Origin of the sequence: Anaerobranca gottschalkii DSM 13577, assembly GCF_900111575.1 — a bacterium.
GTDB lineage: Bacteria > Bacillota > Proteinivoracia > Proteinivoracales > Proteinivoracaceae > Anaerobranca > Anaerobranca gottschalkii.
In genome coordinates, this window is the sequence record NZ_FOIF01000021.1 from 19,190 (window position 1) to 33,333 (window position 14,144).

The 14,144-nt window shown below is 34.4% G+C and carries 13 protein-coding genes, 6 tRNA genes and 1 rRNA gene; all 20 read left to right on the forward strand.

Going from position 1 to position 14,144, the window contains the following annotated elements; genetic code table 11:
• The first annotated feature begins 1 nt into the window (after position 1).
• Positions 2-325 (forward strand): DUF4387 domain-containing protein, encoded by a 324-nt coding sequence (locus tag BMX60_RS06570; RefSeq protein WP_242945726.1) that lies wholly within the window; start codon positions 2-4, stop codon positions 323-325.
• The gene (locus BMX60_RS06575) at positions 326-1,174 is read left to right on the forward strand and encodes a fumarate hydratase (protein ID WP_278276548.1); all 849 of its coding nucleotides are present in this window, start codon (positions 326-328) and stop codon (positions 1,172-1,174) included. It abuts the gene before it with no gap.
• A 10-nt stretch (positions 1,175-1,184) separates the two neighbouring features.
• Positions 1,185-1,742, forward strand: a complete 558-nt coding sequence (locus tag BMX60_RS06580) for a Fe-S-containing hydro-lyase (RefSeq protein WP_091350546.1) — start codon at positions 1,185-1,187, stop codon at positions 1,740-1,742.
• A 101-nt stretch (positions 1,743-1,843) separates the two neighbouring features.
• Positions 1,844-2,758 carry a P-loop NTPase family protein gene (locus BMX60_RS06585; protein ID WP_091350548.1) on the forward strand — a complete coding sequence of 305 codons (915 nt, stop codon included), beginning with the start codon at positions 1,844-1,846 and terminating at the stop codon, positions 2,756-2,758.
• A 13-nt stretch (positions 2,759-2,771) separates the two neighbouring features.
• Positions 2,772-3,536, forward strand: coding sequence for a ribonuclease PH (gene rph, locus BMX60_RS06590; RefSeq protein ID WP_091350550.1), 765 nt, complete (start codon positions 2,772-2,774; stop codon positions 3,534-3,536).
• Positions 3,529-4,116, forward strand: a complete 588-nt coding sequence (gene rdgB / locus BMX60_RS06595; RefSeq protein WP_091350552.1) for an RdgB/HAM1 family non-canonical purine NTP pyrophosphatase — start codon at positions 3,529-3,531, stop codon at positions 4,114-4,116. Before rph ends, rdgB begins: the two co-directional genes overlap by 8 nt.
• The gene (locus tag BMX60_RS06600; RefSeq protein ID WP_091350554.1) at positions 4,113-4,589 is read left to right on the forward strand and encodes a YfcE family phosphodiesterase; all 477 of its coding nucleotides are present in this window, start codon (positions 4,113-4,115) and stop codon (positions 4,587-4,589) included. Before rdgB ends, BMX60_RS06600 begins: the two co-directional genes overlap by 4 nt.
• 184 nt (positions 4,590-4,773) lie before the next feature.
• A tRNA-Arg gene (locus BMX60_RS06605) sits at positions 4,774-4,849 on the forward strand.
• Between the two features lie 19 nt (positions 4,850-4,868).
• Positions 4,869-4,945: transfer RNA gene (locus tag BMX60_RS06610), tRNA-His, on the forward strand.
• A gap of 24 nt (positions 4,946-4,969) precedes the next feature.
• A tRNA-Gln gene (locus tag BMX60_RS06615) sits at positions 4,970-5,045 on the forward strand.
• Positions 5,046-5,050: 5 nt separating this feature from the next.
• Positions 5,051-5,126, forward strand: a tRNA-Lys gene (locus BMX60_RS06620).
• A 3-nt stretch (positions 5,127-5,129) separates the two neighbouring features.
• Positions 5,130-5,212, forward strand: a tRNA-Leu gene (locus BMX60_RS06625).
• Positions 5,213-5,217: 5 nt separating this feature from the next.
• Positions 5,218-5,292: transfer RNA gene (locus BMX60_RS06630), tRNA-Gly, on the forward strand.
• Between the two features lie 381 nt (positions 5,293-5,673).
• Entirely contained in the window at positions 5,674-6,945 is a 1,272-nt protein-coding gene (gene tig, locus BMX60_RS06635) for a trigger factor (RefSeq protein ID WP_091350556.1), read from the forward strand.
• A 60-nt stretch (positions 6,946-7,005) separates the two neighbouring features.
• Positions 7,006-7,593 (forward strand): ATP-dependent Clp endopeptidase proteolytic subunit ClpP, encoded by a 588-nt coding sequence (gene clpP, locus BMX60_RS06640; protein WP_091350558.1) that lies wholly within the window; start codon positions 7,006-7,008, stop codon positions 7,591-7,593.
• A gap of 17 nt (positions 7,594-7,610) precedes the next feature.
• Positions 7,611-8,879: an ATP-dependent Clp protease ATP-binding subunit ClpX gene (clpX, locus tag BMX60_RS06645; protein WP_091350559.1), complete on the forward strand. Its 1,269-nt coding sequence runs from the start codon at positions 7,611-7,613 to the stop codon at positions 8,877-8,879.
• A 133-nt stretch (positions 8,880-9,012) separates the two neighbouring features.
• Complete coding sequence (gene lonB, locus BMX60_RS06650) at positions 9,013-10,683, forward strand: ATP-dependent protease LonB (RefSeq protein ID WP_091350561.1); 1,671 nt, start codon at positions 9,013-9,015, stop codon at positions 10,681-10,683.
• Between the two features lie 85 nt (positions 10,684-10,768).
• Positions 10,769-13,093, forward strand: coding sequence for an endopeptidase La (gene lon / locus BMX60_RS06655; protein ID WP_091350563.1), 2,325 nt, complete (start codon positions 10,769-10,771; stop codon positions 13,091-13,093).
• A complete protein-coding gene (gene yihA / locus BMX60_RS06660) occupies positions 13,077-13,661 on the forward strand; it encodes a ribosome biogenesis GTP-binding protein YihA/YsxC (RefSeq protein ID WP_091350565.1) in 585 nt (194 codons plus the stop codon). The genes lon and yihA overlap by 17 nt, the downstream gene beginning before the upstream one ends.
• A gap of 313 nt (positions 13,662-13,974) precedes the next feature.
• Positions 13,975-14,144 (forward strand): 16S ribosomal RNA (locus BMX60_RS06665); the annotation flags it as partial.

Below are 14,144 nucleotides of genomic sequence, written 5' to 3' on the forward strand. Positions count from 1 at the left end.
ATTGAATATTACTGAATTGACAACAGTTATTAGAAGTAAAAATGCAGGACCCTTTGAATTGACCTTTGATTTTATTTTTAAAACTGAAGAAATATTTCGCAAAGTAGTGGAATCTAAAGTGATCAATGAGAAGCTCATTGCAGAGCTTTATCAAATTCCTGTAGAAAATGTCATTTCCGTTATTCCATATCCCCCAGCCAAGGCAATAAAAGCTACCATTATTAGACCAAGGTCCGCTGGAGATTTAGGGGAAACAGATGTTTATGGTGCCCAACAACATGGTCCCCTTTTGACAATAGAAATTCCTTGGGAAGGAAGTGTCTAAGTGGCAAACAAAATCCATGTTAATAAAATAACAGAAGCTATTAGAGAAATGGTTATTCAAAGTAATTATGTATTATCAGAAGATGTTAAAGTAAAATTAAATCAATTTTATCAGCAAGAAAATTGGCCTTTAGCAAAACAGCTTCTTGAAGATATCATTGAAAACTACCAAATTGCAGAGAGGGAAAGGGTCCCTATTTGTCAAGATACTGGGATGGTTGTGGTGTTTTTAGAAATAGGGCAAGGAGTGCAGTTAGTAGGGGGAAATTTAACTGAAGCTATTAATGAGGGTGTTCGACAAGGTTATGAATTAGGTTTTTTAAGAAAATCTGTGGTGGGAGATCCTCTAAACCGGGAAAATACCAAAGACAATACCCCTGCCGTTATTCATACAGAGATAGTGGAAGGAGACAAAATACGTTTAACTGTAGCACCTAAAGGGTTTGGTAGTGAAAATATGAGTAGAATTAAAATGCTTAAACCTGCTGAAGGTAGAGAAGGTGTAGTTGATTTTGTTTTAGAGACAGTAAGATTGGCTGGTTCTAATCCATGTCCACCTATAATAGTAGGAGTGGGTATAGGAGGAACCATGGAAAAAGCAGCAATTTTGGCTAAAAAGGCTGCTATTCGTTCTGTAGATAAGCCTAATAGTAATCGGTATTACCAACAGTTAGAAGAAGAGTTGTTGGAAAAGATAAATAATTTGGGTGTTGGACCTCAAGGTTTTGGTGGTAAAACAACTGCTTTAGGTGTGAATATTGAATATTATCCAACCCATATTGCAGGTTTACCTGTAGCGGTTAATATTAACTGTCATGTGGCCCGTCATATAACTAAAGTAATAGATTAGGAGGGATAATGTGGAAAGGAAAAAAATAAAAACACCATTATCCCCACAAGATATTGAAAGTTTGGTAGCTGGGGATTTAGTGGAATTGACTGGAGTGATTTACACCGCTCGAGATGCTGCCCATAAAAGAATGATTGAAGCATTAAATAATGGAGAACAATTACCCTTTGACCTTAATGGTAATGTCATTTATTATGTTGGACCTACCCCTGCTAAAGAAGGGCAAGTTATTGGTTCAGCTGGTCCTACCACCAGTGGGCGAATGGATAAATATACTCCTCGGTTATTAGATCTCGGTTTAAAAGGAATGATAGGTAAAGGTTTGCGTAGCCAGGAAGTAGTGGAGAGTATCAAAAAAAACAAAGGAGTTTATTTTGCCGCTGTTGGAGGAGCTGCTGCCCTTATTTCTAAAAGAATAATCAAAAGTGAAATCATAGCTTACGAAGATTTGGGAACAGAAGGGATAAGAAAGCTAGAAGTAGTTGATTTTCCTGTCATTGTAGCTATAGATAGTCAAGGTAATAATTTTTATGAAATAGGCCAGCAAAAATATTTGCAAAGTAAATAGATTCAAGGCGAGAATTACTTAAAAATTCTCGCCTTGAATCTTTAAAATATGGTAATTTTTATGAATAGATATGTTATAATACAAAGGAAGGAGGTGCAAACATGATTTCCGTTTCCCACGAATGTCTAATGCATGCTACATATTTTGCCCCTAGGGGGAAAAAAAGATTACAATTACTAGGATCTCATTTAGCCCAAAGGTATTTAAGCCCGGTAGATAAATTGATCGGAATAATTGGAGATTCTGGGGCAGGTAAATCATTGCTAATTAGAGGTATTTTTCCTGGTTTAGAATTAACAAATGATGATGAAGGAATTAATATAAGGCCATTGCCTTTATTGACCCAATATGAAAAAGGATATTTTAAATCCCATTCTTATCACCTTGATGTAAGATTTGAATTGGCTTTTTGTCAAATTTGGGAATTGGCTGAGGCTGTAAAGGAAGCAATTCGCCAAGAAAAAAGGGTAATTATAGAACATTTTGAATTACTTTATCCCTATTTAGGGTTTAATGCCGATGTCTTAATAGGAATAGGAGAGGAAGTTATTATTACAAGACCAGGGGTTTTTGGTCCAGAACCGAAGGAAATTGCAGATATCGTTTTTAAATCAATTAAATTCAGGAGAATGGCCCATACAGCGGAAGATTTAACGGAAATGGTTTTAATGGACATGGGTTTAGAAAAGCCACAATTTCACAGTGATGTCAAACATGGATTTTTGCTAGAATTTCCTACAAAACCCAATATTGACTTACATGAAGTTGAAAGAAGGGTAAAAGAATTAATTGAGCAAGATTTAACAATATCTTATAGTGATGAAGAACATATTAATATAGGGAAGGAAATCGTTTTTCCTTGCACTGGTCCTAGAATTCATGTAAAAAAAACCGGTGAAATTAGAGGTTTTTATTTAATTAAGGATTTTAAATGGGATCCACTGCAAAAACTATATTTATTAGCAGGAGTAGTAGGTGTGGAAGAAAATCCACAGCAAATTAATATTTTTAAATAATGGAGGCAATAGTATGAGGATAGATCAACGTAAAACAGATGAACTTAGGAATGTATCAATAACAACGAATTATATTAAACATGCAGAAGGGTCTGTATTAATACAGACGGGAGATACTAAAGTTATTTGTACTGCTACTATAGATGAAAAAGTTCCACCATTTATAAAAGGGGAAGGGAAAGGATGGATCACTGCAGAATATTCTATGTTACCTAGGGCAACTAATGTAAGGAATGTCAGAGAAGCCTCTAAAGGTAAACAAGGTGGAAGAACGTTAGAAATCCAGCGGCTGATAGGTAGAGCACTTCGTTCTGTAGTCGATCTGAAAGCTTTAGGTGAAAGGACTATTTGGCTTGATTGTGATGTTATTCAAGCTGATGGCGGAACAAGGACTGCTGCAATAACAGGAGCATTTGTAGCTTTAGTTGAAGCTTGTAAATTATTAGTTGCTGAAGGGAAAATAAGTAAGCTGCCGATAACAGATTTTTTAGCTGCTACTAGTGTAGGTATAGTAGATGGTGAGGCAATGCTAGATTTAGCTTTTAATGAAGATAGTTCTGCAATGGTAGATATGAATGTGGTAATGACCGGTTCTGGAAAGTATGTTGAAATTCAAGGAACTGGAGAAGAAGCACCTTTTACTAAAGAACAATTCCTTGCTTTATTGGAGTTGGCGGAAAAAGGTATCAAAGAACTTATCCAAATTCAAAAGGAAGTTGTGGGAGAGATAGAGTTATACCTTCCAGAAGGTGATAAGGATGTTGAGCAGAATGGATAAATTGTTAATTGCAAGTAATAATCCTAAGAAAATCATTGAAATCAAAGAAATCCTAGGGGATTTCTTTGATGAATTTTATACATTTAATGATTTTGGTCTAGAATCTCCCGATGAAAATGGTACTACTTTTACAGAAAATAGTTTAATAAAAGGGGAATATGGTTGTAGGAAAACGGGGATGATTACTTTAGCCGACGATTCTGGTTTATGTGTAGATTATTTACAGGGAGAACCAGGAGTTTATTCGGCAAGATATGCAGAAGAAGGTAATGACATAAAAAATTATCAAAAAATTTTAGAAAAACTACATGGAGTCCCGTATCATCAAAGGACAGCATATTTTATCTCTGTTATAGCTTTGGTGTTTCCTGATGGCAAAAAAATTATTTCTGAAGGTAAAGTAGAGGGGATAATTGGCACAGAACCGAAAGGGGAGAATGGATTTGGTTATGATCCAATATTTTACCTTCCCCAATATCAATGTACTATGGCTGAACTGTCAAAAGAAGAAAAAAATAAAATAAGCCATAGGAGTATGGCACTTAAAAAATTAAAAGAACAATTGGAGGGGATTAAGTGATAGTAATACCAGTTTTTAGTGATACCCATGGCTTTAAAGAAACTATTAAAATGTGTGGTGAAATCGCCATGGGTTATGATTTCTTTTTTCACTTAGGTGATAATATTAAAGATGCATTGGAAATAGAAAGGCTCAGTGGTAAACAAGGGTTTAAAGTAGTAGGTAACACAGACCTAGGTGCTAAAGGAGATGAAAAGATATTACTTACAATAAAAGGAAAAAGGATACTATTGAGCCATGGTCATCAATTCGGTGTTAAAAGTGGTTTAACCCGCTTATCATATTACTGTGAAGAAAATAATATCGATTTAGCTATTTTTGGCCATACCCATGTAAGTTTAATTGAAGAATTTAATGGTATAAAGTTTTTTAATCCTGGCAGCCCTGTTTTACCAAGGGGTGGAACTAGAAGAAGCTACGGGGTTATATCTATTAGTGATGAAGGTATTTGGTTAGAATTAAAATCTTTATAAAAAATTTAAAAAAGGTATTTACAAATTGGAAATGTTTTTGTATAATAAAAATCGTTCCTCTTAGAAAAAATAAAAATAAAACACCTAAAAAATAAAAATAAAAAATAAAAAAAGGTGTTGACAAAAACAAAGAGGGATGATATAATAAATCTTGTCGTTGAGATGACGACGAAAAAAATAAAATACGCCCGTAGCTCAGGGGATAGAGCAACGGACTTCTAATCCGTGTGTCGGAGGTTCGAATCCTCCCGGGCGTGCCATTTAATTGATAGCACTGTGGTGGATGTAGCTCAGTTGGTTAGAGCGCCAGATTGTGGCTCTGGAGGTCGAGGGTTCGATTCCCTTCATTCACCCCATAAAATAAATTTATTAACTGACGATGGGGTATAGCCAAGTCGGTAAGGCACGGGACTTTGACTCCCGCATTCGTAGGTTCGAGTCCTGCTACCCCAGCCAAAGACGAGCCATTAGCTCAGTCGGTAGAGCACCTGACTTTTAATCAGGGTGTCCCGCGTTCGAGTCGCGGATGGCTCACCATTTGCGAGGATGGTGGAACTGGCAGACACGCTAGACTTAGGATCTAGTGCTTCGGCGTGAGGGTTCAACTCCCTCTCCTCGCACCAGTTTTGCGGAAGTGGCTCAGTGGTAGAGCATCGCCTTGCCAAGGCGAGGGTCGCGGGTTCAAATCCCGTCTTCCGCTCCAAATAATTGTTAACCCAGAGCAAGTTGCTCTTTTTTTTTGAATTTCTCTTGTCTTTAGGGAGAAAATAGGTTATAATTATTACTGTTAATTTAAAAATTTATAGATGCGAGGGTTCAACTCCCTCTCATCGCACCAGACTTTGAAACGATACCCGTAAGGGTATTTTTTGTACAATTAGAGAACTGTATATTTCTTAAACTGGTTTTAGTTATCAGTATATTTTATAGATGGAAGGTAAATATAAATACTATAAATTAGAAAATTTTTTTATAAATAAGCAATATCATAGAATAAATATTTTGCTTAAATAAAATTCTATGTTATAATTAGATGGTTAATTCTATATACATAAATTTTTTTCGTATTCAAGGAGGTATTATTGTGAAAGCAAATTGGGAAAAAACTGGTAAAAATGTAGGGGTATTAACTGTAGAAATTTCTGAAGAAGCTGTGGCAGCTGCCATTGACAAAGCATATATAAAACTTAGAAAAGAAATTAATCTTCCCGGCTTCAGAAAAGGTAAAGTGCCAAGAAATATTTTAGAAAAAAGGTTTGGTATAGAAATTTTTTATGAAGATGCAAGTCATTTCTTATTACAAGAGTATTACCCAAAAGCTGTAGAAGAAGTGAAAATCGAGCCTGTTGATAAACCAGAGATCGATATTGAACAAATGGAAGCTGGAAAACCTTTTATTTTTAAGGCTACTATTACTGTAAAACCAGAAGTTGAACTAGGTCAATACACTAAATTAGGTATAGAAAAAAATGAAAAGGAAGTTACAGAGGCAGATGTAGAAGCTGAGATTGAAAGAATCCGCAATCAAGATGCTGTTTTAGAAGTAGCTCCTGAAGGTTCAACTGTGGAAAATGGGGATACAGCAGTTATTGATTTTGTAGGTTCAATAGATGGTGTTGAATTCCCTGGTGGAACTGGCAATAACTATCCTTTAGTTATTGGATCAGGTACTTTCATTCCTGGTTTTGAAGAGCAGTTAATCGGTAAAAGTGTTGGAGATGTAGTCGATGTTAATGTAACTTTCCCAGAGGAATACCATGCTCAAGATTTGGCTGGTAAAGATGCGGTATTTAAAGTTACTATTAATGAAATTAAAAGAAAAGTGTTGCCCGAATTAAATGATGAGTTTGCTAAAGATCACAATTTTGAAAACCTTCAAGCATTAAAAGATGATGTTTTTAATAAACTAAAAGAAAAGGCAAAAGCTGAAGCTCAAAGGGAATATGAAAATAAAGTGTTTGAAAAGGTTTTAGAGAATTCACAAGTAGAAATTCCCCAAGTAATGATCGATGATAAAGTAGAAGATATGTTAAAAGAAATGGAACAAAACCTTGCTCAACAAGGACTAGACTTAGAGACATATTTTAAGTTTACTGGTACAACCAGAGAACAAGCTAAAGAACAACTTAAACAAAGGGCTGAAGAAGAGGTAAAGTTCTCTCTAATTATGGAAGCAATTATTCAAAAAGAAAACTTTGAAATTACTGAAGAAGAATACCAAAAAGAAATAGAAAGTATAGCTAAAGCATATAATCAAGATGTAGAAAAAATTAAGCCAATTCTAGAAGCACAAAAATCACTTGTAGAAGATGGAATTAAAAGAAGAAAAGCCTTCGAGTTAATTTTAGCTAACTAATTTTTACTGAATAAAAAGCTTAAATTAACATAAAATTAAAAGCTAGGAAGGTGGTTTGTAATGAATTTAATACCTATTGTAGTGGAGCAAACCAACAGAGGAGAACGTTCCTACGATATTTATTCACGTCTTTTAAAAGATAGGATAATTTTTATTGGAAGCCCTATTGATGATAATGTAGCAAATTTAGTTATTGCTCAACTTCTGTTTTTAGAAGCTGAAGACCCTGACAAAGATATATATTTATATATTAATAGTCCAGGGGGATCTGTATCTGCAGGTTTAGCAATGTATGATACTATGCAGTATATTAAGCCTGATGTTTCAACAATATGTGTAGGTATGGCTGCTAGTATGGGAGCATTTTTATTAGCTGCTGGTGCTAAAGGTAAACGCTTTGCTTTACCTAATAGTGAAATTATGATTCACCAACCTTCAGGTGGCTTCCAAGGTCAAGCTAGTGATATAAAAATACATGCAGAGCATATACTAAAAATTAAAAATAGAATTAATGAAATATTAGCAGAGAGAACTGGGCAGCCTATCGAGAAAATAGAAAGGGATTCAGATAGGGATAGATTTATGTCTGCCCAAGAAGCATTAGAGTATGGAATAATTGACAAAGTTATGGAGCGCCACACCCGTTAACTAAGAGAGGTGATCAAATGAAATTCAATGATGACAGAGGAAATTTAAAATGTTCCTTTTGTGGGAAGCCACAAGAGCAAGTAAGGAAATTAGTTGCAGGACCAGGTGTGTACATTTGTGATGAGTGTATAGAACTTTGTAATGAGATAATAGAAGAAGAATTTGCTGATGAAATTGATTTAGATGTTACAGATATCCCTAAACCTAAAGAAATAAAAGAAATATTAGATCAATATGTCATTGGGCAAGATAATGCTAAAAAAGCTTTATCTGTAGCAGTCTATAATCACTATAAAAGAATAAAATCTCCCGTTGATAACGATGATGTAGAATTACAAAAAAGTAATATTCTTCTTCTAGGGCCGACCGGTGTAGGTAAGACATTACTAGCCCAAACTTTAGCTAGGATTTTAAATGTACCTTTTGCCATTGCAGATGCTACATCTTTAACTGAAGCTGGATATGTTGGTGAAGATGTAGAAAATATTCTCCTTAAGTTAATCCAAGCAGCTGATTACGATGTAGAAAAAGCAGAAAAAGGTATAATCTATATTGATGAAATTGATAAAATTGCTAGAAAATCTGATAATCCATCGATTACCAGGGATGTTTCTGGTGAAGGAGTGCAACAAGCGTTATTGAAAATACTAGAAGGGACCGTTGCTTCTGTTCCACCTCAAGGTGGTAGAAAACATCCTCATCAGGAATTTATCCAAATAGATACCACTAACATTTTGTTCATTTGTGGTGGTGCCTTTGATGGCATTGAAAAAATTATTCAAAATAGAATTGGTAAAAAGGTATTAGGTTTTGGTTCTGATGTTAAAAGTAAAAATGAAATCAATATTGGAGAAATATTGAATAATATTCTCCCAGAGGATTTACTAAAATTTGGTTTAATCCCTGAGTTTGTAGGTAGAGTTCCAGTGGTAGCAACATTAGACTCACTAGATGAAGAAGCACTAATTAGAATATTAATCGAACCTAAAAATTCCTTAGTTAAACAATACCAAAAATTATTTAAAATGGATAATGTGGTATTGGAGTTCCAAGAAGAAGCATTGAAGGCAATTGCCGCTGAAGCAATAAAGAGAAAAACCGGTGCCCGTGGCTTAAGGGCAATAATGGAAAAATTAATGCAGGATATAATGTTTGACATTCCATCAAGAAATGATATTACTAAATGTATAATAACTAAGGAAACAGTAACTGAAAGGGCTGAACCAATTATAGTAACTGGTGAAAAAACTGCTAAAAAAAGGCGGAAAAAAGGTGAATCTGCATAGTTAAAGGAAGCTATAGGCTTCCTTTAATGTTTATTTTTAAATAATTATTTTTTAGTTTAAATGGATATTTCCCCTGTTCAATGTCAATAATAAGTAAGAAAAAAATTACTAAGTTTAAAAAGGGGGAATATCTATGTCTGATATATTGGGGATAATTACTGTAGTTCAAATATTTTTTGCTATAGTAATTGGGCTTTATTTTTGGAATCTATTAAAAGCACAACAAACTACTAAAGTTGCCATAGATAGAGAATCTAAAAAAGAAATGGAAAAACTTCAGCGAATGAGGGAAATTTGTTTAACAGAACCTTTATCTGAAAAAACGAGACCTACAACATTTCAGGAGATTATAGGTCAAGAGCAAGGATTAAAAGCCTTAAGAGCAGCTCTTTGTGGTAGTAATCCACAACATGTAATTATTTATGGACCACCAGGGGTAGGGAAAACAGCAGCAGCCCGTTTAGTTTTAGAAGAGGCAAAAAATAATCCTTTATCTCCATTTAAAAAGAGTGCTAAATTTGTGGAATTAGATGCTACTACAGCTAGGTTTGATGAGCGGGGGATAGCAGATCCTTTAATTGGTTCAGTTCATGACCCGATTTATCAGGGAGCTGGTGCTATGGGTATGGCAGGTATACCACAGCCTAAACCAGGAGCTGTAACTAAAGCCCATGGAGGAATTTTATTTATTGATGAAATTGGAGAATTACATCCTATTCAAATGAATAAACTATTGAAGGTGTTGGAAGATAGAAAGGTGTTTTTAGAGTCTGCTTATTACAGTTCTGAAGATCATAACATTCCACGACATATTCACGAAATATTTCAGAAAGGGTTGCCTGCAGATTTTCGTTTAGTAGGGGCAACTACAAGACAACCTGAAGAAATCCCTCCTGCTATTCGTTCTAGATGTGTAGAAGTATTCTTCAGGTCATTAAAACCTGATGAAATAGGTATTATATCATTAAATGCCTGTAGAAAAATAAATTTTCCTATAGAAGAACAGGCAATAGAGGTTATTAAAAAATATGCCACAAATGGCCGTGAGGCAGTTAATGTAGTCCAAATAGCAGCAGGAATTGCTATAAATGAGGGTAGAGATATTATTAAACAAAGTGATATTGAATGGGTCGTAAATAGTAGTCAAATTACACCAAGGCCAGAAAAGAAAGTATCCGCTAACCCTCAAATTGGTTGTGTTAATGGTTTAGCAGTATATGGTCCTAATATGGGTACACTTATCGAAATAGAAGTTACTGCCACAAAAAGTTCTGCAGGACGTGGTAATATTTATATTACTGGGGTTGTAGAAGAAGAGGAATTAGGTAGTGGTGCTAGAAAGATAAGAAGGAAAAGCATGGTTAAAGGCTCAATCGAGAATGTATTAACGGTGTTAAAGAGATATATGAAGGAAGATCCAAGGGATTATGATATCCATATAAATTTTCCAGGCGGTGTTCCAATTGATGGGCCTTCTGCTGGAGTAGGGATAGCTACTGCTATTTATTCTGCTATAACTGGTAAGTATATAGATTCTAAAATTGCTATGACTGGTGAAGTTTCAATACGGGGATTTGTTAAACCTGTAGGTGGCATTGTTCCTAAAATAGAAGCTGCCCGTCAAGCTGGGGTAACAAGGGTTTTTATCCCTAAAGATAATTTTCAAGAAATTTTAAGGGATATCAAAGAAATTGAGATAATTCCCGTTGAAACGGTGGATGAATTATTGAAAGCTATATTTGTAGAAGGATTAAGTGTTCAAAGGGTTACAGTTCTTAGTACAGTATCTATAGGGCAAGGATAGTCTCCTTGTCTTTTTTTTCATGATGGTATAAAATACAATTAATTAACAATAACAAATTATTACAAAAAAGTTGGGGGTGTAACATTTGGAGCAAAGGATGAGAAAATTACCTTTAATGCCATTGAGGGGAATAATTGTTTTCCCTAATATGATTATACATTTAGATGTTGGAAGAGAAAAATCTGTGGCAGCATTAAATGCTGCAATGGTAAATGATAGTGAAATAATTTTAGTAACTCAAAAGGATAGTAGAGTTGAAGAGCCTAAAGAAGAAGATTTATACAGTTTTGGGACTTTAGCGGAAATTAAACAAGTATTAAAATTGCCCGGTGGTACTATTAGAGTATTAGTTGAAGGGGTAAATAGAGTAAAAATTAAGGAATACATTTATAATGAAAATTACATTGAAGTAGAAGCAGAATTGCTGTTAGAAAATGAAGAAATAAATACTGAAATGGAAGCTTTAATGCGTAATGTTTTATATCAATTTGAACAATACATAAAACTAAGTAAAAAAATCCCGCCAGATACTTTAGAAGTTGTGGAAAATGTCAATGAACCGGGTAGGTTTGCAGATCTTATAACTTCCCATTTGACTCTAAAGGTAGAACAAAAACAGGAAGTCCTTGAAGCCATATCTCCTAAGGAGAGGTTGTTTAAAGTATTAGAAATTTTATCAAAGGAAATTCAGATTTTAGAAATAGAAAGAAATATCAGTAACAGGGTTAAAAAGCAGATAGAAAAAACACAAAAAGAATACTATTTAAGGGAACAGATTAAAGCAATTCAAAAGGAATTAGGTGAAACCCAAAAAGAAGAGGTTGATGAGTATAGAAAAAAACTGAATTCATTAGGTATTAGTGAAGAAATTAAAAATAAAATAGAAAAAGAGATCGATAGGTTAGAGAAAATGGCCCCTAATGCTGCAGAAAGTACTGTACTTAGAAACTATTTAGATTGGGTATTAGGTTTGCCGTGGAATACTTATACTAAAGATAGACTAGATATACAAAATGCTGAAAAAATTTTAGATGAAGACCATTATGGTTTAACCAAAGTTAAAGAAAGGATATTAGAATTCTTAGCAGTAAAACAACTTACACAAAATTTAAAAAGTCCAATTATCTGTTTAGTTGGACCACCAGGAGTTGGTAAAACTTCCTTAGCTAAATCTATAGCCCGATCCCTAGAAAGGAAATTTGTTCGTATTTCCTTAGGGGGAGTTAGAGATGAAGCAGAAATAAGGGGCCATAGAAGGACCTATGTCGCTGCTCTTCCTGGTAGAATTATCCAAGGGATGAAAACTGCTGGTTCCTCAAACCCAGTATTTTTACTTGACGAAATAGATAAAATGAGTATGGATTTTAGGGGAGACCCTTCTGCAGCTTTATTAGAGGTATTGGATCCAGAACAAAATTCTACTTTTAGTGATCATTATATAGAATTACCCTTCGATTTAAGTAAAGTATTGTTTATAACAACTGCCAATGCTCTACATCCAATTCCTAGACCACTTTTAGATAGAATGGAAGTTATTTATATTGAAGGCTATACAGAAGAGGAAAAATTGGCTATTGCCAAAAAGTATCTACTCCCTAAGAAAATGAAAGAACATGGATTAGAAGTTAATCAATTTATAGTTTCTGAACAGGCCCTAACTAAAGTAATTAGAGAATATACTAGGGAAGCTGGTGTTAGAAACTTAGAAAGGGTTTGCGCTACCCTTTGTAGAAAAGGAGCTAAAGAAATAGTTAGAGGAGCTGAAAAAGTAAAAATTACTGCTCAAAACCTCCACACATATTTAGGAGCCCCTAAATATCGTTGGGGTGTTAGGGAAGAGAAAGATGAAGTGGGAGTAGCTACAGGTTTAGCTTGGACAGAAACAGGGGGAGATATTTTAGCAGTTGAAGTAACTACTATGCCAGGGACAGGAAAATTGATTTTAACAGGAAAATTAGGTGAAATAATGCAGGAATCAGCTAGGGCAGCATTGAGTTTAATTCGTTCTAAAGCTCATCAACTGAACATTGATCCTGAGTTTTATAAAAATATAGATATCCACATTCATGTTCCTGAAGGAGCTATACCTAAAGATGGTCCTTCAGCTGGGATTACAATAGCTACATCATTACTTTCTGCGTTAATTAATAAAGGGATTAGTAGAAATGTTGCTATGACAGGGGAAATAACTTTAAGAGGGAAAGTGTTACCTATAGGTGGTGTTAAAGAAAAGGTTTTAGCTGCCCATAGGGCTGGTATTAAAACTGTTATTTTACCTAAAGATAACAAAAAAGATCTAGAAGATATACCCAACAATATAAGAAAAAAAATTAGTATTAAATTTGTAGAGAAAATTGAAGAGGTTTGGGATATTGCATTAGTAGGTGAGAGTTATGAAAATAACAAGTAGTGAATATTTAGCTAGTGCTGTAAAACCTGAGCAATATCCTGAATTAGTTGTACCTGAAGTAGCTTTAGTTGGGCGATCTAATGTAGGGAAATCATCTTTTATTAATACGATGATTAACCGAAAAAATTTGGCTAGAACCAGTGGTAAACCAGGGAAAACCCAAACTTTAAATTTTTATTTAGTTAATAATTCGATGATCTTTACAGATGTGCCAGGTTACGGTTTTGCCAAAGTAGCTAAAAGTCATCGCCAAGCTTGGCAGAAAATGATTGAAGAATATTTATTAAAAAGGGAAAATCTTAAAGGGGTAGTACAGCTTATCGATATTAGACATCTTCCTACTAATGAAGATAAGGAAATGTTTTTTTGGCTTTTAGAAAAACAAATTCCTGTAATGGTTGTATTGACAAAGGCAGATAAGATATCTAAAGGTAAAGTGCAAAAACATGTTAGTGATATTTGTAAACAACTAAATATACCATTATCTTATCCCATTGTTTTTTCTTCAGAAACTGGCCTAGGTCGTGAAGAAGCTTGGGAAGCAATTCTAGATTTTATTCAATTATAAATAACAATATCAAAGCATATTAAATCTAATTTCATAGGTTTAATATGCTTTGAATAAAATTATTTTTTAAAATGAATTATTTTTTTATGATTAACAAATAATAAGCTTAGTTATTGAGGATATTTAAATTATAAAATTTTATTTTAAAAAAGTATTGACAACCAACATTAATCTGTGATATATTATTACATGTCGCCGCGAGGTGACAAAAAAGAAAAAAGTTCTTTGAAAAAGTTCCTTGAAAGAAAAACCTTTCAGGAAAGAATATAGCATCGAAAAAACTTTGAGTTTAAGTCAGGAAAACTTTTCAATTTTTATGGAGAGTTTGATCCTGGCTCAGGACGAACGCTGGCGGCATGCCTCACACATGCAAGTCGAACGGGGTTAGGTTGAGAGCTTGCTTTTGACCTAACCTAGTGGCGGACGGGTGAGTAACGCGTGGGCAACCTACCCTACAGTCTGGGATACCATCGGGAAACTGAT

Bases quoted from the DNA above. Each gene is read 5' to 3' on its own strand.
- BMX60_RS06585 (WP_091350548.1), top strand. From the start codon at position 1,844: ATGATTTCCGTTTCCCACGAATGTCTAATGCATGCTACATATTTTGCC.
- rph (WP_091350550.1), top strand. From the start codon at position 2,772: ATGAGGATAGATCAACGTAAAACAGATGAACTTAGGAATGTATCAATA.
- rdgB (WP_091350552.1), top strand. From the start codon at position 3,529: ATGGATAAATTGTTAATTGCAAGTAATAATCCTAAGAAAATCATTGAA.
- clpP (WP_091350558.1), top strand. From the start codon at position 7,006: ATGAATTTAATACCTATTGTAGTGGAGCAAACCAACAGAGGAGAACGT.
- clpX (WP_091350559.1), top strand. From the start codon at position 7,611: ATGAAATTCAATGATGACAGAGGAAATTTAAAATGTTCCTTTTGTGGG.
- lonB (WP_091350561.1), top strand. From the start codon at position 9,013: ATGTCTGATATATTGGGGATAATTACTGTAGTTCAAATATTTTTTGCT.
- yihA (WP_091350565.1), top strand. From the start codon at position 13,077: ATGAAAATAACAAGTAGTGAATATTTAGCTAGTGCTGTAAAACCTGAG.